Origin of the sequence: Streptomyces sclerotialus (genome assembly GCF_040907265.1) — a bacterium.
GTDB lineage: Bacteria > Actinomycetota > Actinomycetes > Streptomycetales > Streptomycetaceae > Streptomyces > Streptomyces sclerotialus.
This window is the reverse complement of sequence record NZ_JBFOHP010000002.1, coordinates 666428-688025: the sequence shown is the minus strand read 5'-3', so window position 1 is coordinate 688025 and position 21598 is coordinate 666428. Positions and strand designations below refer to the sequence as shown.

Genomic DNA, 21598 nt, shown 5'->3' with positions numbered 1-21598 from the left:
GGGCCGACCAAGCCCGGAGGGATGGTTTCCGGCTAGCGCCGGCAACCGGCCGAAGCGCCACCGAGAATGGCCGTTGACCTGGAAGGACCGTGGTTTTGAGTTCCACCGAGACCGGCGTGCGCGAGCTTGTCGCCGGTGCGTTGGAGGCAGAGGCCGACGACATCGCCGACCGCTGGGTGCAGCTGCAGTCGACGCGCACCGCCCCGGGGGCCGAGGTGAGCGAGGGCGAACTGCGCGAGGAGGCCGACGGCCTCGTCGGTGCGCTCGCCGCCGGCCTCAAGGGCGACGTGCCCGTGGAGCGGATCGTCGCCACCCACCACGACCTGCGCCGCGCGGTGTCCGAGTTCTCCCTGCGCAGGGCCCGCAAGGGCGCGTTGCCGACCGCGACCTCCATGGCGGTGCTCACCCTCAAGGAGGCGCTGCTGGAGGCCGTACAGCGACGGACGCACGACGGTGACGAGCTGTTCGCGGCAGCCCTGCTGATCAACCAGCTGCTGGACGGCGCCGGAGCGCTCTGTTTCGAGACGTACGTCGAGGGCCGCGAGGAGATCATCCAGCGGCAGAGCCGGCAGCTGCTGGAGGTCTCCACGCCGGTGGTGCGCCTGTGGCGGCAGGTGCTCGCCGTCCCGCTGATCGGCACCCTGGACACCGCCCGCACCCAAGTGGTCATGGAGAACCTCCTCCAGGCCATCCAGGAGCACGAGGCGCGGATCGCCATCATCGACATCACCGGTGTCCCCACGGTGGACACGGCGGTCGCCCAGCACCTGATGCACACGGTGAACGCCGTACGGCTGATGGGCGCGGACTGTGTGATCAGCGGCATCCGGCCGCCCATCGCGCAGACCATCGCCCAGCTGGGCATCGACCTGTCGACCATCGTCACCCGCGCCACGCTCGCCGACGCGCTCTCCGCGGCGATCGAGCTCCGGGACACGCCCGCGCAGGCCACCTTGGCGGAGCGATGAGCGCGCCCGCGTCGACCGGTGTGCCGATCCTGCGCCTCGGTGACGTCCTGGTGACGGGGCTGCTCAACGAGCTGGACGACAAGACCGCCGTCGCGTTCGCCGACGAACTGACCGAGCGGATCTCGGCCGACCGCGCGCGGGGCGTACTGATCGACATCTCCCGACTGGAGATCATCGACTCCTACGTGGCGCGCATGCTCATGGAACTGACCACCATGTCCCGCCTGTTGGGCGCCAGGGTCATAGTGGCCGGCATGCAGCCCCCCGTCGCCATCACCCTGGTCGAGCTCGGCCTCCAGCTGACCGGTGTGGAGACCGCGCTCAACGCCGAACAGGGAATGGCCGCCCTGGGCTGGCACCGAAGTCCACAGGCACCCGAGGGAGTCTCGCGTGACGCCCATAGGTGAACTGCGTACCGCTGTCGCCGATGTCACGGACGCCGGCCCGGAAGCGGCCGACGGCGAGGAGGCGGCGTCGGTGTACCCCGTCGAGAGCGAGGAGGACCTGCTGACCGTACGGCACGCCGTGCGCGCGGCCACCATCCGTGCGGGATTCGGCATCGTGGACCAGACGCGGGTGGTCACGGCCGCCAGCGAACTGGCCCGTAACGCCTACATCCACGGCGGAGGCGGCACCCTCACCGTCGAGCACCCGGTGCGTGCCGACAAGAAGGGACTGCGCCTGACCGTACGGGACAAGGGACCCGGCATCGCCGACCTCGACACCGCGCTCACCGACGGCTACACCACGGGCGCCGGACTGGGGCACGGGCTGGGCGGAGCACGCCGGCTGATGGACGAGTTCGAGGTGGACACCGCGGAAGGCCGTGGCACGACCGTCGTGGCCACTCGGTGGGCGAGCCGTTGACCGACCGTTCCGTCCCGCCCACCGTCTCCGTCCGCATCGACCACTACAGCGCGGTCCACGTGGCGGCCCATGCCGCCCGGCAGCTCGCCGCGCGGTGCGGACTGCCGGGCGCACTGCCCGACCAGGCCGCGGTCATCGCGTCGGAGCTGGGCAGCAACCTCGCCAAGTACGCCACGGACGGCGTCCTCTACCTCCAGCGGCTCCCCACGGGCGGCGGCATGGAGGTGCTCGCGGCCGACCGCGGCCCCGGCATGCCCGAGCTGGAACGGTGTCTCGCGGACGGCTTCAGCACCACCGGCTCGCTCGGCGCGGGCCTGGGCGCCGTGCGCCGGATAGCGTCCCACTTCAGCATCCGGAGCGGCTCGGCGGACGGCACGCTGGTCTGCGCCCGGCTCTGCACGCCGGAACAGGCCGCCGCGTCCGGCGACGGCGTGGGCGCGGTGTGCCTGCCCGCCGAGGGCGAGCAGGAGAGCGGGGACGCCTGCACCGTCCTCGACACCGACGACTCCCGCACCGCCATCGTCGTCGACGGCCTGGGCCACGGGCCGCCGGCGGCCGAAGCCGCGCAGACGGCGCTGCGGGCCTTCCACCGCGTACCGGACGCGCCGCTGCCCGACGTCCTCACCACCGTGCACCGCTCCCTGCGGCGTACCCGTGGAGCCGCGATCGGCCTGCTGCGCCTGCGTCCCGGGCACGGTGAGTACTGCGGCGTCGGCAACATCCGCGCGCTGGTGCTCGGCCCGGACGGCGTCCACCACCGGCTCACCGGCCGGCCCGGCATCGCCGGCCTGCAACTGCCCCCCACCCCCCGGGTCAGCGATCTGCCACTGGCGCCCGGCGGCACCGCGGTGCTGCACACGGACGGCATCAACCACCGGTGGAGCCAGTCGCCCCCGCTCTTCACCCTCAGGCTGCCGCCGCCGCTGCTGACCGCCTCCCTCGCGCACGGGCACCGGATCACCCGTGACGACGCGACCGTACTGGCCGCCACTCCCCGACAGAGAAAGCCATGACCCCGCAGACCTTTCACACCCTGCCGGCGCTCCGTGGTGCGGTGCGCCGGCTCGGCGACGCCCACCAGCTGCCCATCGAGACCCGGGCCCGGCTGGTCCTCGCCATATCGGCGGTCGCGCAACAGGAATTCCAGGCGGGCGGGTACACCGTGCTGGAGACGCTGTCCGCGCAGCAGGACGGTGAGCCGAGCCCGCTGACCGTCGTCCTGCGCGCCCCGCTCAAGCGGTGCATGCTGCCCACCTCGGGCCTGCCGCTCCCCGCGCAGGCGACCCCCGACGGCGCTGCGGTCTGGCGTGTCACGCCCGGGGCGCATCCCGGTTCCGGCGGGCCCGCCGAAGTCCCCGCCGACGGGCACGTACGGGGCAACGGCAGCAACGGCAGCAACGGCACGACGCCGCCGGCGGACGACGGACAGCGGGCCGCGCGGGCCGACGGCGCACGGCAGCAGGCCGCTCCCTCCGCCGAGCTCGCCGCGCTGGAGGAGGAGCTGCGGGCCGCGCTCGCCCACCTCGACGCCGTCAACGCGGAGCACCAGCGCCTCAAGCACGAACTCGCCGAGACCAACAGCGGCGTGCTCGCCCTCTACGTCCAGCTCGAAGAGCGCGACGAGCAGCTGCGCAACGCGCACGGCAAGATCCTCCGCGAGCTGGAGGACGCCCTGCGGCCTTCGCCCATCAGCGTCGAGGGCCTGGAGCTGGCGGTGCACTACGCCCCGGCGGAGGCCGCCGCACCGACGGGCGGCGACTTCTACGACTGGTTCGTGCTGCCCGACGGCACCGTCCACATCACCGTCGTCGACGCCCTCGGACACGGCGTACGCAGTACGAAGAGCGCCCTCAACGTCACCCACGCCGTCCGCACGCTGGCCCTCGAAGGCCACCCGCTGGACTTCATCGTCGCGCGGGTCAACGAAGTCCTCGCGCCGTTCGACCCCGACCTGATGGCGACGGTGCTGCTGGCCAGGATCGAGCCGGCGACCGGCCGGCTCCAGCTGGCCAACGGCAGCCACCCGCCGGCCCTGGTGCTGCGCGCTGACGGCACGGGGGAGTACCAGGAGGCGCGCGGGCGGGGCATCGGCTTCCCGGCGCCCGGCAGCGAGAAGGTGCTGGAGACCCGCCTCGGGGCCGGCGACCTCCTCATGCTCTACACCGACGGCCTGACCGAGAGCCGGCGGGACCCGCTGGAGGGCGAACGCCGGCTCATCGACAGCGCCCGCACGCACCGGCACCTGCCCATCGAGGAGATCCCCGGAGCCATCGCCGGGGACATGCACCGCGTGATACTGCACTCCGACGACACGCTCGCCCTCGCCGTACGGGTCGTCCCCGCGGGCTGAGCGCCCGTGTCATGACCCTGGCCGGCAGCCCCGGGCGGCCGGTGGAGCCCCCGGCCGCCCGGGGGCTGGAGGCTGGGGGCTCCACCGCCCCGCCTCACCCCTGCGTGGCGGCCTCGCCGCTGCCGATGGCGGCCAGGGCGTCGTCCACGGTCGCGTAGACGGGGCTGGTGGCACTCAGCCCGGTCAGCTCCAGGAGCCGGTTCACGGCGGGCGTCACGGCCGCGACGTAGAGGTTGCCCGACACCTGGCGCGCCTCACGGGTCGCGCGCAGCAGGACGTTCAGGCCCATGGAGTCCATGAAGTCCAGGGCTGCCAGGTTCAGTACGAGGTGGCGGCGCCCGTGGTGGAGCTGGTTGACCAGGTGGTGGTGGAGCAGCGTCGCCGAGTCGAGGTCCAGCTCCCCGCCGACGGTGACGACGGCGGTGTCGGAGCTGCGGACCTCGACCTCGACCTCGACGTTCAGTGCTTCGTTGTCGGTGGACACGAGAGCGGTACCTCCTATGGGGATGAGCCCGGGTGCCGGCCGGTCGGCTCGGCCCGGTACGCGGGCGGTCGTGCTGACGGATCCGTCTGCATGACGTACTGCCCCGAACGGGGGAGTTAAACATTCGCCGGACACAAGAGATTCGCGCGTCACGCCTGGCGCCGGGCCTGCGGTCCTGTCGGATGCCCGGGGCACGTGCCATCGGTCCTCTTCGCGTCCGGCCGGTGTGAGAACCGCGACCGTGGGCACCAGCACCTCCGAGCGATGGCGTCGCGGGACGGCACGGTGCGGGACGTACCCCGTACCATGCGAAAAGTGTGCGCAAGCTTCCGCCGCGCCCACAGCGGGAAACCGGTGCAGACCGGAGGAACGAGCGGGATGATCACGAGTTCGCAGGAGGCCGACGTCTCCCAGGCCAGGCACGCCACGGCCGCCTTCCTGTCGGAGGAATGTCCATGGGTGGACCGGGACGCGGTGGTGCTCGTGGTCTCCGAGCTGATCGCCAACGCGGAACGGCACGCCTCGGGCTGGTGGCGGCTGAGCGTCTCGGTGCAGCACGGCCGCCTGGTGGTGGAGCTGCACGACGGGGTCGAGGCGTCACCCGTCGCCAGGAAGGGTGACCTCGGCGGAGCGGGCGGCCACGGCTGGCACATCATCCAGCGGCTGGCCACCGAGGTGGAGGTCGTGCACCGGCCGGGTGGCAAGTCGGTGTGCGCCCGGTGGGACCCCGCCGCGAACGCCCTCTGCGCGTAACCGGCCGACCGGGTTTCTCGCGCACGCCCCTTGTGAATCGTTTCATACGCGCTCTACGGTCCCCTGAGTCGATTCAAACCGCTGGTTCGCGCAGTCGACGACTCAAAGGGGAACCGTCATGGCCCTGCCTCTCGCCGACCCTGCCCAAGCCCCCAGCCCCTGGTGGGTGGGGATCGTTTCGGGAATGGCGTCCTACATCGACGCGGCGGCGATCGTGTCGAACGGCATCGCGCTCGTCATCTACCAGGACACGATCGGCCTGAGCGGGGCCGAATTCGGCCTGCTCTCGGGCGCCCTCACCTTCTGCATCGCGATCGGCGCCGTCACCGGCGGCAAGCTCGGTGACGCCATCGGCCGGCGCACCGTCTTCACCGTGACGATGGCGATGATCGCCATCGGCTCCGCGCTGCTGGTCTTCGGTACGGCGTTCCCGCTCCTGCTGGCCGGTGTCGTCCTGGTGGGCCTCAGTACGGGGGCCGACCTCCCGGTCTCGCTCGCCACGATCTCCGAGGCGGCGACCGACCGGAACCGGGGCGCGCTGCTGGGCCTGTCCAACCTGCTCTGGAGCGTCGGCATCCTCGCGACGACCCTCATCGCGTCCTTCGCCGGCGGCCTCGGCAGGCTCGGCGGCCAGATCATGTACGCCCATGTGGGGATCGTCGCGCTGCTCCTCCTGCTGCTCCGGCTCGGCATCCCCGAGTCGCCGTACTGGCTGCGGGCCCGGGAGGAGCGCCGCCGCGGCATCGGGACGATCCGCGCGGAGCGGGCGCGCTTCGCGGACCTGTTCCGCCCTCCCTACGTCAAGCCGCTGCTCGCGCTGCTCGTCTTCTACTGCCTGACCAATCTCGCGGCCAACACCAACGGCCAGTTCGGCACGTACATCGCGGTCAACGTCGTCGGCATCGGCGTCGAGACCAACTCGCAGCTCGGACTGCTGACCTTCCCCCTCGGTCTGGCCGGCGGCCTGCTCTTCATGAAGTTCGTCGGCACCCGCCACCGGATGCCCCTCTTCGCGATCGGCGCGGTGCTGCTCCTCGCGTCGTACGCCACCCCCGTGGTCTTCGGGTTCCACCTGACGACCGTCGTCGTGGTGATGGTCCTCAGCGTCGCCGGCAGCGCGTTCGCCTTCGAGGGGATCATGAAGGTGTGGACGCAGGAGTCGTTCCCGACGATGCTGCGGTCCACCGCGCAGGGCGGGATCATCGCGGTCGCCCGCGTCCTCGCCGCCGTCCTCGCCCTCTTCACCCCGGCGCTGGTCGCCTACAGCCCGCGCCTGACGTACGCCGGGCTCCTCGCGGCCGTCGCCGTCGGCCTCGGAGCCGCCTGGCTGACCTTCCGGCACCGGACGCGCAGCGAGTTCGCCGTCGAGGGCGAGATCGCGACCGACCAGGCCGGCGCCCCCGGCCGCACCGGCACCGGCCCCGGCACCGACCGCCCGGCGAGCCCGCCCTACGTGTGAACCGCTCACCCCGACCGGCCCCAGGAAGAACCCACCACAGGAACCGGAGTCCTCCGTGCTCGACACCGCCATGATGATCACCGCCGGCAACGACCGTGCCGCAGCCGTCGTCCTGCACCGGACCGTCACCCTCGACGGCCCACGGCCACAGGTCACCGCGGCACGCCTCCGGGCGACGGCCCACGGTGTCTACGAGGCGCGCGTCGACGGGCGCCCGGCCTCCGACTCGGTCCTCGACCCGGGCTGGACGGCCTACGAATGGCGTCTCGAGGTCCAGGAGTTCGACGTGACCGCCCTGGTGCGCGGGCCGGACGGCGCGCCGGCGGGGGAGGAGGGGCAGCCGCCGGCAGCTGACCGCGTCGGCCTCGACGTCCTCCTGGGCAACGGCTGGTGGCGCGGTGACCTCGGCTTCGAGGGGGCGAACGCCAACTACGGCGACGAGACCGGCTTCATCGGCGAACTGGAGATCACCTTCGCCGACGGGCACGTCCAGTCCGTCCCGACGGACACCTCCTGGTCGGCCCGGACGAGCGAGGTCACCGAGAACAGCCTTTACCACGGCCAGCGGATCGATGCCCGGCTCCGCGGCACCGGCGAGCCGCTCGCGGTCCGTGTGACCGCCTTCGACCGCTCGCGCCTCGTGCCCCAGGTGGGGCCGCGGGCGACCCGCCATGAAGTGCTGCGGCCGCAGCGCATCTGGACGTCACCGCAGGGCCGTACCCTCGTGGACTTCGGCCAGAACCTGGTCGGCTGGATCCGGCTGCGGGCCGGCGGCCCGGCCGGTACGGAGATCGTCGTCCGGCACGCCGAGGTCCTGGAGAACGGCGAGCTGGGCACCCGGCCGCTGCGCGCCGCCAAGGCCACCGACACCTTCGTCCTCTCCGGTGAAGACGACCTCTTCGAGCCGACCCTCACCTTCCACGGCTTCCGCTACGCCGAGGTCACCGGCTTTCCCGGAGAGCTGACGGCGGACGCGCTGGAAGCCGTCGTCGTCCACTCGGACATGGCGCGCACCGGCACCTTCGTGTGCTCCGACGACCTCGTGAACCAACTGGTGGCGAACTCGGTCCGGAGCCAGCAGGGCAACTTCCTCCACGTCCCGACCGACTGCCCGCAGCGGGACGAGCGGCTCGGCTGGACCGGTGACATCGCCGCCTACGCCGCCACGGCGTCGTTCCAGTACGACACGTCCGGCTTCCTCCACCGGTGGCTGCTCGACCTCGCCGAGGAGACCCGGCACGCCGGGGCCGACGGCGTACCGCACGTCGTCCCGGACGTGCTGAAGCACGGGACCTTCGCCGACCCGGCGCTGTTCGAGAAGTGGAGCGGGCCCACCGCCATCTGGGGCGACGCCGCGGTGTGGGTCCCGGAGGCGCTGTGGGAGGCGTACGGCGACCGTGAACGGCTCGCAGCGCACTACCCGGGCATGGTGCTCCACCTGGAGTCCGTCCTGCCGAGGCTGTCCGGGAACGGCCTGTGGGACAAGGGCTTCCAGTTCGGCGACTGGCTCGACCCGGACGCCTCGCCGCACGAGCCGTGGGCCGCCAAGGCCGACCCCGGTGTCGTCGCCACCGCCTGCCTGTACCGTTCGGCAGCCTTCGCCGCCCGGACCGCGCGCCTCATCGGCGAGACCGCCGGCGCCGCCCGCTGGGAGGAGCTGGCGCACCGCACCAAGGACGCGTTCCGGCGGCACTACGTCGAGGACGGCGGCCGGATCCGCTCCGACTGCGCGACGGTGTACGCGCTGGCCATCTGCTTCGGTCTGCTGGACGACGAGACCCGGGCGGCCGCCGGTGACCGGCTCGCGGAGGTCGTCCGGGACCGGGACCACCGCGTCACCACGGGCTTCGCGGGCACGCCCTTCGTCACCTGGGCCCTGTCGGAGACCGGGCACGTCGACGACGCCTACCGGCTCCTGCTGGAGAAGGAGTGCCCGTCCTGGCTGTACCCCGTCACCATGGGCGCCACGACGATCTGGGAGCGCTGGGACTCGATGCTCCCGGACGGCACGATCAACCCGGGGGAGATGACGAGCTTCAACCACTACGCCCTCGGTGCCGTCGCCGACTGGCTCTACAAGGTCGTCGCCGGGATCCGGCCCGCCGAACCGGGGTACGCGCGCGTCCGTATCGCCCCGACACCAGGACCCGGCCTCGACTGGGCAAGCGCCGGTCTCCGGACACGGTACGGCCGGGTCGAGTCCGGGTGGCACCGCACGGAATCCGGCTTCGAGATCCGGGCGGTGATACCGGACGGCATCGAGGCCGACGTGCTCCTCCCGGACGGCACCACCACCGCCGTCACGGGCGGCGAGCACACCTTCCGCTCGGGGCCGCGCGCGTAGCGCCGCAGGCCGCACCGGGCGACGGCCGCCGTCAGCCGCCCGGTGTGCCGGTCTGCTCGTTCTCGCGTTCGCGCGCACGGCGGCGCTGCCGGGAGGCGCGGAGGTTGGCGGCGTTGCCGCAGCCGCGCGTGGCGTGCCAGACGCCGCTGTTGTTGCGGGAACGGTCGTAGAACGCGCCGCCGCACTTCTCGTTGCGGCAGATCTTCAGTCGCTGCCAGGTCCCGGTGGCCTGTGCCAGCAGTGCTTCGCCCAGTACGGTCGAGGTCAGCCAGCGCCAGCCCTCGCCCTCGGGTTCGGCGGTGAGCGTCGCGTCACCGTGCAGGCTCACCTGGAGCAGGCACGAGGTGAAGCGCACGGTGTCGCCGCCGGCGGCGTCGTGGCGGCCGGCCAGGGCTCGCCGCAGCTGTTCCCGCAGCCGCCGGAGGTGCGGCAGGTCCTCCTCGGTGAGCGTCAGCCGCACCCGGGCGCGGCCGGTGCCCGCGGCCCAGGAGCGCAGCGCCGTCGTGGCCCACTCCTGTGCGTCCGCCGCCTCGGCCAGGAGGTCGGGGCGACGTGGGCGTCCGCCGGACGCCGTGTTGAGCAGGTCCTGGACGAGGCCGAGGCCGCCGGGCACGGCAGTGGGGTAGTAACGCTCGGTGGCCGGCCAGTTCATGCCTCCATCGTACGCGCACGTGCGGGCCGGGCACCTGGCGACATGGGCGGGTGACATGAGTGGGTGACATGAGCGTAAGCTTTTGCTCATGTCGTCCGGGGCCGGCCCGGACCGCACTGTCCAGACGTACGCAGGAGGACATGTGACTGCCGAGATCGAGCACCGCTTCGTCGAGGTCAACGGGGTCAAGCTGCACATCGCCGAGCAGGGCCGGGGACCGCTGGTCGTCCTGCTGCACGGCTTCCCGGAGAGCTGGTACTCCTGGCGTCACCAGTTCGCGCCGCTGGTCGAGGCCGGGTACCGCGTCGTCGCCCCCGACCAGCGCGGGTACGCCCGCAGTGACCAGCCCGCCGACGCCGACGCGTACAGCCTGCTGCACCTCACCGGCGACGTGATCGGGCTGATCCACGCGCTCGGCGAGGAGCGGGCCGTGGTCGTCGGCCACGACTGGGGCGCACCGGTCGCCTGGACGACGGCCATGCTCCGCCCGGACGTCGTACGGGCCGTCGCCGGACTCAGCGTCCCGCCCGTGCTGCCCGCCGGCCTGGCCCCGCCGTCGGTCACCCGGAAGCAGTACGGCGACCGCTACTACCAGGTCTACTTCCAGCAGCCCGGCGTCGCCGACGCCGAGCTGGCCCGGGACCTCCCCTCGACCTTCCGCCGGATGCTGTTCAACGGTTCGGGCGACAATCCGGCCAACAACCCGCCGCGTCCCTGGGTCGTTCCCGAGAACACCCCGCTGCTCGGCACAGGGCCGGACCCCGAACTGCCCTCCTGGCTCACCGAGGACGACATCGACGCCTTCGCGCGCGACTACGCGCACCACGGGGACCGGGCCTTCACCGGGCCCCTCAACTGGTACCGCAACATCGGGCGCAACAACGAACTCCTCGCCGTCTTCCGCGGCCGCGGCATCGACGTACCGGCGCTGTACGTCACCGGCGACCGGGACATGGTCACCTCGCTGCACGGCATCGACCGGATCATCGACTCGCTCGAAACCGTCGCCCCGAAGCTGCACCGCAAGGTGATGCTGCCCGGCTGCGGTCACTGGACCCAGCAGGAGCGCCCGGACGAGGTCAACGAGGCGCTGCTGGACTTCCTCGGCCACCTGCCGAAGGAGGACTGACCCGCAGGCCGGCGCAGGCGGGGGCCGTGCCGCGCGAAGCACTCGCGCGGCACGGCCCCGTGCGGCGTCCTCGCATCAGACGGCGGCCCAGCCGTCGTCGACCGGCAGGACGGCGCCGTTGACGAACGCCGCGGCGTCGGAGGCCAGGAAGACGATGGCGTCGGCCTGCTCCTCCGCGCTGCCCAGCCGGCCGATGTTCGCACCGATCAACTGGCCGATCACGGTGGGGCCGTGGGCGTCCGGCGCCGCGTCGACGCTGATGCTGGTCGCGGTGGGGCCGGGGGCTATGGCGTTGGCCCGTATGCCCTGCTTCCGGTACATCACGGCGAGGCTCTTCACCAGGCCGACCACACCGTGCTTCGAGGCGGTGTAGGCGGCACCGGCCGCGCCCCCGCGCAGGGCGGCCTCGGAGGCCGTGAAGATGATCGAGCCGCGCCCGGCTCCGAGCATGTGCGGCAGCGCCGCCCGCGTCAAAAGGAAGGGCGCGGTCAGGTTGATCCGTACGACCCGCTCCCACTCCGCGTCGCCGGTCTCGCCCAGCGCGGACATCCGGTCCATGATCCCGGCGTTGTTCACCAGGACGTCCAGCCCGCCGAGCGCCTCGACGGCCCGCTCGACGACGGTGTCCACCACCTGCTGGTCGCTGAGGTCACCGGCGACGGCGAGTGCCGTCCCCCCGGACTTCTCGATCTCGCGGACGACCTCCTCGGCGCCTTCCCGGTTCAGGTCGGCGACCAGTACCCGGGCGCCGGCCCCGGCGAACTTCAGGGCCGCTGCCCGGCCGATGCCGGAGGCGGCTCCGGTGACGACGACACCGCGCCCTGCCAGTCCCGCATGCGTCATGATGTTTCCTCTCCGCCGGAACTTCCGGCACGGTGAACGGTGGTGCCCGCGCGGGGCGTCAGGCGCAGTACGGTGCCCTCTCCGTTGGCCGAGAGGAGCAGGGAACCGTCGGGGGCCGCGGTGAGTCCGGCGAACGGCCGCGGCACACCGGGCATGCCGTTCGTGAACAGCGCGGGTTCGGTACGGGGTCCGGTGCCCGGCGGCAGCCCGACGGGCAGGTCCTCCGCGTCGGTCCGGTGCTCCCCGGTGGTGAGCGAGACGGCCCGCAGCTTCCGCGAGCCGGTCTCCACGACGAAGACCTCGTCTCCCAGCACCGCCAGGCCCTGCGGTGCTTCGAGCCCGTCCGCGACGGTGACGGCCTGTCCGCCGTCGATCCTGAGGACCGCTCCGCGCCGCTCGTCGCTCACGTAGCAGCGCTCCTCGGCGTCGAACGCCACGTCCACGGGGCGGTCGAGTCCGCCGGCGAGCTCGGTGACGGTGTCGTCCGTGCCGACGGCCACTATCCGCCCGGCGTCCGCCTCGGCGACCACCAGGGTGCCGTCCGGCCGCGCGGAGATGCCCGTGGGCCGTCGCAGACCACTGGCCCGGACCCGGGTCGTCCCGTCGCCGGGGTCGTAGGTCGTGACCTCGCCGTACTGCGAGGTGAGGTGCAGGAGCCCGCCCTCGGTGCTGATGCCGTGCGCGAACGGCCGCAGGACGTGCGTGCGCACGTAGTCCGTGCCGTCCGCCGCACGGCTCTCCGGGCCGGCCACCCGGTAGTGGTCGGCCGCGTACACCGTGCCCGCCAGGTCGACGGTGACCCCGAAGGGCCCGTCGAGACCGCGGGGCACGATCTCCCGCGTCCGGCCGTCGGGGCGCAGCTCGGTGATGCCGCCGGTGGCGAAGCTGGAGACGAACATCCGGTTCTCGCCGTCGAAAGCGGCGTTGTCGAGCCCGACGAGACCACTGGTGACGACGGACCGGGAGCCGGTGCCGTGCAGGTCGATACGGGTCACGATGCCCGCGGCGCCCCGGGACAGGACCATCAGGACGCCGCCCTGGTCGAAGCGGACCGCGACCGGTTCGTGCACGTCCTCCGCGACCAGTTCGGGTGCCCCGCCGTCGGGGGGTATGCGCCAGACCTGCCCCGTCACCATGTGCGGGTAGTACAGGTGGCCGTCGGGCCCGAGCTGCATCGCGTTGCCCAGGGCCAGCCCCTCGGTGAGTACCTTCGGGGCGTCGTCGCCGTCGGGGAACAGTTCCAGCAGCCGGCCGTTCATCCGCATCTCGTTGACGAACAGCCGGTTGCCGATGCAGGTGATGCCGTTGGGCACCTTCACCTGGTCCGAGACGAGGGTGTACGCGCCCTGCGGGCTGCGGCGCCACACCCGTCCCGGCACCAGGTCGGTGATGAACATCGAGCCGTCCGCCCCGAAGGCGAGGTCGTCCGGTGACTGCACGGGGCCGTCCATCGGGACCACCGTCTCGACGTCACCGGTGGCCGGGTCCACCGCGCTGATCTGCCCCGCCAGGAACTGCGCCGCGTACAGCCGCCCGTCGGGCCCGAACGCGACCCCGTTCGAACCCCACAGCGGGCTCGGCAGGTTGAGCCGTCGCACGTCCCAGGTGTCCGAGGCCGGTACCGCCGCGGTCCCGCCGTACCGGCTGGGATGCTCCGCCGTCATCGTCCCTCCTCGGCCTCGTCCGGCCCGGCGTCGACGAGGACGTCGCGCATGCCGCCGCCCGCGCGCCAGTCCCGGAGCAGCGCGTGGAAGGCGACGGGGCCGTCCCCGTACGACTCGCTGCGCTTCCTCGGCATGCCCTCGTTGTTGTAGTAGCCGGGGGTGCACTCGGCCTGGAACCTGTACAGGTCAGGGGCCTTCTCGCGGATCGTGGCGACCCATGCGGCCTCGGCCTCCGCGGTCGGCTCCACATACCGGGCCTGCCGTGCGCGTGCCGCCGCGATGACCTCGGCGACGTGTGTCGCCTGCTCGTCGAGGACGTGCACGAAGTTCACGGAGGCGGCGTTCTGGAGCGGCCCGAGCTGGAAGAGGTTGGGGAAGCCGTGGCTGTAGAAGCCGTGCAGCGTCCGGGGGCCCTCCCGCCACGCCTCGGGCAGGGTGATGCCGCCCCTGCCCTGGACCGGCAGCCGTCCGGAGGTGATGCCGGAGACACCGACCTGGAACCCGGTGCCGAAGATGATGCAGTCGACCTCGTAGGAGGTGCCGCCGACCACGACGGCGTTCTCGGTGATCCGCTCCACGCCGTGGTGGTCGGCGGTGTCGACCAGCGTGACGTTGGGCCGGTTGAAGGTCTGGAGGTAGTGGTCGCTGAACGTGGGCCGCTTGCACATGTAGCGGTACCACGGCTTGAGCAGCTCGGCCGTCGCCGGGTCCGTGACGACGGCGTCGACCCGGGCCCGGATCTCGTTCATCTTCTGGAAGTCGGCGAGCTCGTAGGCGCGCTCCCGCTCCTCGGGCGGCACGTCCTGGTAGCTGTCGCTCGGGATGAGCTTCTGCTGGAGGCGGGCGCTGCTGGTCCAGCCGTCGTCGACCAGGTCCTCGTCGGCCCGGCCACCGGTGACGAGGGTGAGGAAGTTGTCCCTGCGGCGCCGCGTCCAGCCGGGGGAGAGGGAGGCCGCCCACTCGGGGTCGGTGGGACGGTTGCCGCGTACGTCGACGGAGGAGGGCGTGCGCTGGAACACGTACAACTGCTGTGCGTCGGCGCCGAGATGGGGCACGCACTGGATGGCCGTCGCGCCCGTGCCGATCAGGGCGACGCGCTTGTCGGCGAGCTTGTGCAGGTTTCCGTCGGCGTCGCCGCCGGTGTACGCGTAGTCCCAGCGGCTGGTGTGGAAGGTGTGTCCCCGGAAGGTCTCGATCCCGGGGATGCCGGGGAGCTTGGCCTCGCTGAGCGTGCCGCTCGCCGTGATCACGTACCGGGCCCGTATCCGGTCCTCCCGGTCGGTGCTCACCAGCCACTCGTCCGCGTCGTCGGCCCAGCGCAGACCGGTCACCCGGGTCTGGAAGACGGCGTCGCGGTAGAGGTCGAAGGTCCGGCCGATGGCCTTCGCGTGCTGCCGGATCTCCTCGCCCGGCGCGTACTTCCACTTCGGGACGTAGCCGACCTCCTCCAGCAGCGGCAGGTAGATGTAGGACTCGATGTCGCAGTGGATGCCGGGGTACCGGTTCCAGTACCAGGTGCCGCCGAAGTCGCCGCCCTTCTCGATCACCCGGATCGACTCCACGCCCGCCTGGCGCAGGCGGGCACCGGCGAGCAGTCCGCCGAAGCCGCCGCCGACGACGACCACCTCGACCTTGTCGTGCAGCGGTTCCCGGGCGGGCGCCGCATCGGCGTACGGGTCCTCGTCGTAGTAGCCGAACCGGCCGGTGACGGGCTGGTACTGGCGGCCGCCCTCCGGCCGGATCCTGCGGTCCCGTTCGGCCTGGTAGCGGGCCCGGAGGGCGGCGACGTCGATCTCCGGTTCCCGGTCGCCGGCGACGGGGCCGGACGGGTTGTGGGGGTGGGGCATGAAGTCCCTGTTCCTCTCAGTAGGGGAGCTGTGGTGAGGGCCTGTCAGCCGTGCCGCGGTGCGGAGGCGAGGTGTCCGGAGTCGGTTCCGGTGGCCGGGCCGGCGTCCTCGGTCCCGGCGCGGGGGCGGCCGGTATGGCGGCCGCGACCGCGACGGCGATCAGTGCGATGCCGCAGCCGACCAGCGGGCCGGTGCGGAAGCCGCTCTCGGAGGTGACGGTGTGACCGCCCATGGTGGTGGTCAGCTGGGCGAGTACCACGCCGGTCACGGCGGCGCCGACCGAGGTGCCGAGCGAGCGCATGAGGGTGTTGAAGCCGTTGGCGGCGGCGGTCTCGGACTGCGGCACCGAGCTCATGATCAGGGCCGGCATCGCACCGTACGCGAGGCCCACCCCAGCCCCAGAGGGCCAGTACCACGACGGCGGCGGCGAACAGGCCGAGCGTGGTGGCCGAACTCCAGCCCCAGTCGGCGCCCTTGGAGACAGCGAGCGGCAGGCAGACCAGGCCGGGGCCGCGCAGCCCCAGAAGAGGGCGCGCCAGCTCGCGTACTGGGCGACGGCGGCGGCGACCGGCAGCCCCAGGCCACCGCCGATGCCCATGGAGGCGCTGACCAGGGCGATGCCCAGCGGCACCATGCCCATGCCCTGCAGACAGCGTCCGGCGATCATGGGCACCACCGAGGAGGAGAGGGCGCACACCACCGAGCCCGCCACCAGCGGCACGGCGCACACGAGCAGCATCCTGCGCTTGCCCGCCAGGTCGCCGAGCCGGCCGAAGACGGGGACGCAGACGGCGCCCACCACCAGCGCGGCGGTGATCACCCAGGCGGCGTCGGAGGCGGTGGTGTGCACGATCGTCGGCAGCTCCGCCAGCAGCGGGGTGACCAGCGTCTGGGTGGTCGCCGCCGTGATGCCGGCGACCGCCGGCGTGGCGACCACGCCGCCGGGGCGGGAGGGGGAGCGGGGGGCGTCCATCGCGGGACTCCTTGACGGTGTTCGCGGCACCATGACGGCGTCCGCAGCGATGTGCATCGTACACGTCGCATGTATGGACCACATGGTGTGCGTGATGCATCTTCGTGAGAAGATGGCGACAAGGAGCCACCTGGAGGCGCGATGCGTCGGCGGCGCGGCAAGGAGCGGAAAGCAGGAGGCGGCGGACGCATGGTCAGGCCGACGGACGAGGTCGAGTACGAGCAGATGCTGCTCAGCCGGCACACGTTCTTGAACAAGCGGGGCGGACGGCACAAGGACGGCGCGCTGGAGCGCAGCGCCTACATCCTCCTCAGCCGCATCCGCATGCAGGGGCCCATGTCGATCGGTGAGCTGAGCGACGCCTTCGGCCTCGACGCCTCCACCCTCAACCGGCAGACCGCCGCGGCGATGCGCGCCGGACTCGTGGAGCGCATCCCCGACCCCGCCGGAGGCATGGCCCGTAAGTTCCGCATCACCGACAAGGGCACGCAGATGCTCGACGAGGAACGCGAGGACCTGGTCCGCATCCTGGACGACATCATGGTGGACTGGCCGGACGAGGACATCGCGGCCTTCGCCTCCTACCTGCGGCGCTTCAACACCGACATAGAGCGCATCGGCGGCCGCCCCTGGCCGCGTCCGTGACCGGCCTGGCCGCGTCCGTGACCGGCGGATCCGCCTCCGCTCCCGTACACCGTCGAGGAAGTCCACCGCACAGCCGCAGAGGGGTTGCCACGGCGCACGACAGGGGGCACAGGGACTGACGGTGCGCCTGCGGTGCAACGGGATGATCAGGGAGGAAAGTTCATTCTCGAAGTATGCGGGCACTCCTGCGGTGCGGTCGGCGAGCGGGGGCGTGAGGGCCGCATTCGGACAGGACGAACCGAAGGGTGGGCAATGATCCGGGTGACCGTGGCGCACGACGTGGATCTCTTACGGTCGGCGCTCGAGGCGTTGTTACGGGCGGAGCCGTCGTTCGAGGTGACCGCGGTGCACTGCCGGAACTGGCACCGGGAGGCGGTGGCGCTCCGCTCCGACGTGGCCGTACTGGACTGTCAGTCCTCCGGCGCCGCGGCGGCCTTGGAGGCGTTCGGCCGGTCCCGGCCGCACACCGGCCGCGTGGGGGAGCTTCTCGTGCTGGTCCCGACGGGACGGCCGAGGCTGCTGCTCAAGGCATGTGATGCGGGTGCCCGCGCCTTCGTCGACCGCGACGGGGACGCGGGCACACTGGTGAAGGCGATCCGGACGCTCGCCGAGGGCGAGAGATTCGTCGACGACTCCCTCGCCCTGGACTTCCTCCGGGCCAAGGACATGCCGCTGTCGGCCAGAGAGCTGACCGTCCTGTCCCTCACCGCCGACGGCCAGGCGACGTCCGACATCGCACGGATCCTCAACCTCTCGATCGGCACCGTCCGCAACTACCTGGCCGCGGCGACCCGCAAGGTGAACGCCCGCAACCGTATGGATGCCATCCGCCTCTGCCGGCAGTACGGCTGGATATGAGCGCCCGGCACGGAGCTCAGCGGCCTGCGCCGCCGCTCCAGACGCCGACGAGATCCCGGTAGAGCGGCGAAGCGGTCAGCAGCTCGTCATGGGTGCCCACCGCGGGCCTGGTCCCGTCCAGCACCAGCACCCGGTCGGCGCGCCGGGCCGAGGAGAGCCGGTGGGCCACCACGATCAGCGTGCCCGGCCGCGCGGCGAGCGCCGTCTCGGCGCGCTCCTCCTCCCGCGGGGACAGGTGGCAGGTCGCCTCGTCGAGAAGGACCAGCGGGGCGGCGGAGAGATGGGCGCGGGCCAGGGCGAACAGCTGGCGTTCGCCCTGGGAGAGCCGGTGCGGCTCCACGGACGCCGACGGCCCGCCGAGCCCGTCCACCAGCCGGTGCAGGCCGAGCGCTTCGAGGGTGGCGGCCAGTTCCTCGTCCGTGGCCTCCGGCCGCAGGTAGCAGAGGTTCTCCCGGACGGTGCCGCTGCAGACGTAGGCCTCCTGCGGCACGAGCGACCGCCGCCGCGCCAGCTCCTCCGCGGGACGGCCCACGACCGCACCGCCGTCCACCAGGACCTCACCCGCCTGCGGGGTCAGCATCCCCGCGACGAGTGCGGTCAGGGTGGACTTCCCGATCCCGCTGGGGCCGACCACGGCCAGGTGTTCCCCGTGCCGCACGGTGAGGTCCAGCCGGTCCAGCACGGGGCGGGCTCCGTATCCGAAGGTCACGGAGCGGAGTTCGACGGCGGGCGGGTGCGCCCCCGCCGCGTCGCGTACGGGAACGGAAGGAGAGGCAGCAGTTCCGAGAGGGCCGGCGCCCGCGGTACCCGGCGTGCCCGGGACCGGCCGGGTGCCCGGTCCGGCACCGGGGTGCGGGCGGTGCGCCGGGGAGGGAGCCCTGCCGGCCAGCCGGTCGAGTACCACCAGCAGCCGGGTCCCCGTGGCGCCGAGTGCGGTCATGAGCGTGCTGAGCGCGGGCAGCAGGGACTGGGTCAGATAGGTGAGGGCGCCGACCAGGGCTCCGGCGGTGACGCCGTTCCGCAGCAGCCACGGCGCACCGGCCAGCAACGACAGCACCGGAAGGTGCGCCGAGACGCCGAGTGCCACGGTGCGTGCCGCTGACCACCGGGCCAGCGCCCGGGACGCGGCGGCCTCGGCCGCGACGAGGTCCGTCAACTCCCCGGCGGTGCGCGGGCCGGCACCGCAGGCGGTGATGTCCCGCAGCCCTTCGCAGGTCCGCCCGGCGGCGGCCGCCAGCGCCTCGTCGGCGTCGAGATAGGCGCGCTGCCGCGCCGCCATGGGGGAGAGGACCGCGAGGAACAGGCCGATGCCCAGCACGAGCGGCAGCACCACGAACGGCAGCAGCAACGGGGCGAGCGCCCCCAGCCCGAGCAGCGCGCCCGCCGCGGTGAACACGAACGAGCGCAGCGTGAGCAGCACCCCGGCGAAGCCGTCCCGTGCCGCTTCCGTCTGTCCGGTGAGCCGGGAGACCGCCGCGGTGTCGGCGCGGGCGGGGTCGGTGAGCGCCCCGGCCAGCGCATCGCTCACCGTCCGTCGTACGAGTCCGTCGCGCAGCGGCTCCACCAGCCCGGCCAGGCCCGTGAACACCCCGCGGACGGCGAAGCCGCCCAGTACGGCGGCCGTTGCCGCGGCCGCCAGCCAGAGCAGGCCGGTCACCGGACGGCCTGCCAGGAAACCGTCGTCCAGCGCGCGCGCCGCGCCGTACCCGCCGAGGAAGGTGTGCCCGGACTCCAGCAGCGACCAGCCCGCGAGCACGGTGAGCGCACGGAGGTGCTGCCCGAGGAAGCGGCGGCCGGGCCGCCACAGGCGCCGCACCGGGCTCCCCGCTCCGCGCTCCGCTCGGGCCCGCGCCCCCGTGCCCGGCCCCGGACGCCGCTGCCGGCCGAGGGGCACCGCGCGCTCGTCGACGGCGCTCACCGGCCGGAACCCGTCGTCGGTACGGCGAAGTTGGCGCGGTAGTCCGGGTCCTGCCACAACTCCTGGTGGGTTCCGGTGGCCCGTACCGTTCCGTCCTCCAGCCACACCACCGTGTCGGCGAGGGCGGCGCACGACGGCCGGTGCGCCACGATGAGCCGGGTACGGGCCCGCACCTCACCGGAGAGCAGCGCGCGGTTGACCTGCTGTTCGGTGACCGTGTCGAGGCTGGACGTGGCATCGTCCATGATCAGAAAGCGCTCGCTCCCGGCGAAGGCACGGGCGAGGCCGAGCCGTTGACGTTCGCCACCGGAGAGCGGAACCGCTTCGAGCGGGGTGCGGTAGCCGTGCGGCAGCAGCGTGACGAAGCCGTCCGCACCGGCCGCGCGCGCCGCCCGGCGCACTTCCCGCGCCGGGTACCGCCGGGGTCCGCAGGCGAGGGCGTCCTCGACGGTACGGCCGAAGAGCGCGGGCCGCGCGAACGCGGTGCCGATCGCCTGCCGGGTCTCCTGGTAGGTCAGGTCGGCCAGCGGTACGCCGTCCAGGGTCACCGTTCCGGTGTCCGGATCGAGCAGCCGTCCGGCCACGGCGGCCAGCAGTGTCTTGCCGGAGCCCGAGGGGCCGACGACGGCGGTGGTGGTGCCGCCCGGCAGCCGCAGCGCGGGAATGTCGAGCAGCCGGGTGCCGTCGCGGGTGACGGTGAGGCCACGCAGCTCCAGCGTGCCCGTGCCGTCGGCCGGCAGCCGCGCCCCGCCATGGCGCAGCTCCGGGAGTTCTTCCAGCGCTCCCACGCGGCGAGCCGCGATGCGCCCGCGTACCAGGGTGTTCAGCGCTCCGGTGACCGTGCCGACGCCCGCGGCGAAGGTCGCGTAACGGGACAGCGCGAGCAGTTCCCCGACGCTGATCTGCCCCGCGGCCAGCCGGAGCCCGCCCACGGCGAGTACCACGGTGGTCAGCAGCGGCATCAGGACGGTGCTGCCGGCCACGGCGAGTCCGTACACCCGCCACATGCGGCGGCCCTGCGCGCCGAGTTCGTCCAGCGGGGCCAGGATGCGGGCGCGCTCCTGGTCCCCGGTGCCGGCCGCGGCGATGGTCCGCGCGCCGGCCAGCGCCTCGGCCAGCCGGCCGGCGATCGTGGCCTGCGTCCGCTGGTAGGCGGCGTTGCTCTCGGCGGTGCCCCGGATGAAGGCGCGCAACAGGAGCAGCAGCAGTGGCACGCCCGCGAGGAAGGCCAGTGCGGTCCAGGCGTCGATGACGAACAGGGCCACCAGCGCGCCCACCGGGGGCAGCACCGCGGTCACGGCGGTCACCGCCGTGACGGGCGCGGTGCCCGCGTCGGTGGTGTTCGCGGTCAGCCGGGTGGCCAGGTCCCCGGCGCCGAGCGCGCCGGCGCGGTGCGGTTCGGCGGCCAGCAGCCGGCGGACGCCGCGCCGCCGCAGCCACGCGGTGGAACGGGCCGTGGCCGTGCCGCTGTGCCAGGCGACGGCGGTGTCCAGCCCGATCTCGGCGATGAGCAGCGCGGCGCAGGTCAGTACCGCCGTGGTGCTGTGCGCGCTGCCGGCGAGCAGCAGGTCGAGGGCGCGGCCGAGCGCCGCGGGCACGGTGAGCGTCACACCTGCCGCCGCGGTGGCGCACAGCGCCACCACCGCCAGCCGCCCTCCGCTGTGCCGGGCGGCGGCCCGCAGCAGGGGGCCGGCGCGGCCCGGCTCCGCCGTGCTCACCGGGGGCGAGGCCATGGGTCCTCCTGGGAGAGTGCCGACGTGCCTGGTTCCGGGCGGAGGACAAGCCGCCCGGAACCAGAGGACCGTCTCACTTCGGCGTCGGCCGTGGCCGGCGCCTCAGAAGCC

General features: G+C 73.0%; 18 protein-coding genes and 1 pseudogene. 11 read left to right on the top strand and 8 right to left on the bottom strand.

Annotated elements, in window-relative coordinates:
* Positions 1-95: 95 nt before the first annotated feature.
* Genes AAC944_RS03195 through AAC944_RS03175 form a run of 5 tightly spaced genes read left to right on the top strand, consistent with a single transcriptional unit; the run spans position 96 to position 4185 of the window.
* On the top strand, positions 96-968 hold the full coding sequence (locus AAC944_RS03195) for an STAS domain-containing protein (RefSeq protein WP_030606836.1): 873 nt from the start codon (positions 96-98) through the stop codon (positions 966-968).
* Positions 965-1375 (top strand): STAS domain-containing protein, encoded by a 411-nt coding sequence (locus tag AAC944_RS03190; RefSeq protein WP_030606839.1) that lies wholly within the window; start codon positions 965-967, stop codon positions 1373-1375. The genes AAC944_RS03195 and AAC944_RS03190 overlap by 4 nt, the downstream gene beginning before the upstream one ends.
* On the top strand, positions 1359-1835 hold the full coding sequence (locus AAC944_RS03185; protein ID WP_438272780.1) for an ATP-binding protein: 477 nt from the start codon (positions 1359-1361) through the stop codon (positions 1833-1835). Before AAC944_RS03190 ends, AAC944_RS03185 begins: the two co-directional genes overlap by 17 nt.
* Positions 1832-2848 carry a SpoIIE family protein phosphatase gene (locus AAC944_RS03180; protein WP_037771156.1) on the top strand — a complete coding sequence of 339 codons (1017 nt, stop codon included), beginning with the start codon at positions 1832-1834 and terminating at the stop codon, positions 2846-2848. Before AAC944_RS03185 ends, AAC944_RS03180 begins: the two co-directional genes overlap by 4 nt.
* Complete coding sequence (locus AAC944_RS03175; protein ID WP_030606848.1) at positions 2845-4185, top strand: PP2C family protein-serine/threonine phosphatase; 1341 nt, start codon at positions 2845-2847, stop codon at positions 4183-4185. Before AAC944_RS03180 ends, AAC944_RS03175 begins: the two co-directional genes overlap by 4 nt.
* Positions 4186-4279: 94 nt before the next feature.
* Here AAC944_RS03175 and AAC944_RS03170 read toward each other — a convergent pair whose 3' ends face one another.
* Positions 4280-4669, bottom strand: coding sequence for an STAS domain-containing protein (locus tag AAC944_RS03170; protein WP_030606851.1), 390 nt, complete (start codon positions 4667-4669; stop codon positions 4280-4282).
* A gap of 378 nt (positions 4670-5047) precedes the next feature.
* Between AAC944_RS03170 and AAC944_RS03165 the strand changes: the two genes are divergently transcribed.
* The 3 genes from AAC944_RS03165 to AAC944_RS03155 all read left to right on the top strand — a co-directional run bounded on the left by AAC944_RS03165 (position 5048) and on the right by AAC944_RS03155 (position 9225).
* A complete protein-coding gene (locus AAC944_RS03165) occupies positions 5048-5422 on the top strand; it encodes an ATP-binding protein (protein WP_030606854.1) in 375 nt (124 codons plus the stop codon).
* A 184-nt stretch (positions 5423-5606) separates the two neighbouring features.
* On the top strand, positions 5607-6881 hold the full coding sequence (locus AAC944_RS03160) for an MFS transporter (RefSeq protein WP_078888209.1): 1275 nt from the start codon (positions 5607-5609) through the stop codon (positions 6879-6881).
* A 55-nt stretch (positions 6882-6936) separates the two neighbouring features.
* Positions 6937-9225, top strand: coding sequence for an alpha-L-rhamnosidase (locus AAC944_RS03155; protein WP_196942677.1), 2289 nt, complete (start codon positions 6937-6939; stop codon positions 9223-9225).
* Between the two features lie 31 nt (positions 9226-9256).
* On the opposite strand, the gene AAC944_RS03150 is transcribed toward AAC944_RS03155, so the two are convergent.
* Positions 9257-9877, bottom strand: coding sequence for a CGNR zinc finger domain-containing protein (locus AAC944_RS03150; RefSeq protein WP_030606873.1), 621 nt, complete (start codon positions 9875-9877; stop codon positions 9257-9259).
* Positions 9878-10019: 142 nt separating this feature from the next.
* Between AAC944_RS03150 and AAC944_RS03145 the strand changes: the two genes are divergently transcribed.
* Positions 10020-11006 carry an alpha/beta fold hydrolase gene (locus tag AAC944_RS03145; protein ID WP_030606875.1) on the top strand — a complete coding sequence of 329 codons (987 nt, stop codon included), beginning with the start codon at positions 10020-10022 and terminating at the stop codon, positions 11004-11006.
* Between the two features lie 75 nt (positions 11007-11081).
* On the opposite strand, the gene AAC944_RS03140 is transcribed toward AAC944_RS03145, so the two are convergent.
* The 4 genes and pseudogenes from AAC944_RS03140 to AAC944_RS03125 all read right to left on the bottom strand — a co-directional run bounded on the left by AAC944_RS03140 (position 11082) and on the right by AAC944_RS03125 (position 16333).
* On the bottom strand, positions 11082-11849 hold the full coding sequence (locus AAC944_RS03140; RefSeq protein WP_030606878.1) for an SDR family NAD(P)-dependent oxidoreductase: 768 nt from the start codon (positions 11847-11849) through the stop codon (positions 11082-11084).
* Complete coding sequence (locus AAC944_RS03135) at positions 11846-13513, bottom strand: hypothetical protein (RefSeq protein ID WP_051871256.1); 1668 nt, start codon at positions 13511-13513, stop codon at positions 11846-11848. The genes AAC944_RS03140 and AAC944_RS03135 overlap by 4 nt, the downstream gene beginning before the upstream one ends.
* A complete protein-coding gene (locus tag AAC944_RS03130) occupies positions 13510-15360 on the bottom strand; it encodes a flavin-containing monooxygenase (RefSeq protein ID WP_030606883.1) in 1851 nt (616 codons plus the stop codon). Before AAC944_RS03130 ends, AAC944_RS03135 begins: the two co-directional genes overlap by 4 nt.
* A gap of 16 nt (positions 15361-15376) precedes the next feature.
* Positions 15377-16333 (bottom strand): annotated as a pseudogene (locus AAC944_RS03125) (MFS transporter).
* 189 nt (positions 16334-16522) lie between these two features.
* Here AAC944_RS03125 and AAC944_RS03120 point away from each other — a divergent pair.
* Together AAC944_RS03120 and AAC944_RS03115 are read left to right on the top strand one after the other, a co-directional pair.
* The gene (locus tag AAC944_RS03120; protein ID WP_030606885.1) at positions 16523-16978 is read left to right on the top strand and encodes a MarR family winged helix-turn-helix transcriptional regulator; all 456 of its coding nucleotides are present in this window, start codon (positions 16523-16525) and stop codon (positions 16976-16978) included.
* Between the two features lie 252 nt (positions 16979-17230).
* Entirely contained in the window at positions 17231-17836 is a 606-nt protein-coding gene (locus AAC944_RS03115) for a response regulator transcription factor (protein WP_030606888.1), read from the top strand.
* Positions 17837-17852: 16 nt separating this feature from the next.
* Here AAC944_RS03115 and AAC944_RS03110 read toward each other — a convergent pair whose 3' ends face one another.
* A complete protein-coding gene (locus AAC944_RS03110; protein WP_030606891.1) occupies positions 17853-19652 on the bottom strand; it encodes an ATP-binding cassette domain-containing protein in 1800 nt (599 codons plus the stop codon).
* 98 nt (positions 19653-19750) lie between these two features.
* On the bottom strand, positions 19751-21487 hold the full coding sequence (locus AAC944_RS03105) for an ABC transporter ATP-binding protein (RefSeq protein WP_030606894.1): 1737 nt from the start codon (positions 21485-21487) through the stop codon (positions 19751-19753).
* Positions 21488-21598 lie beyond the last annotated feature (111 nt).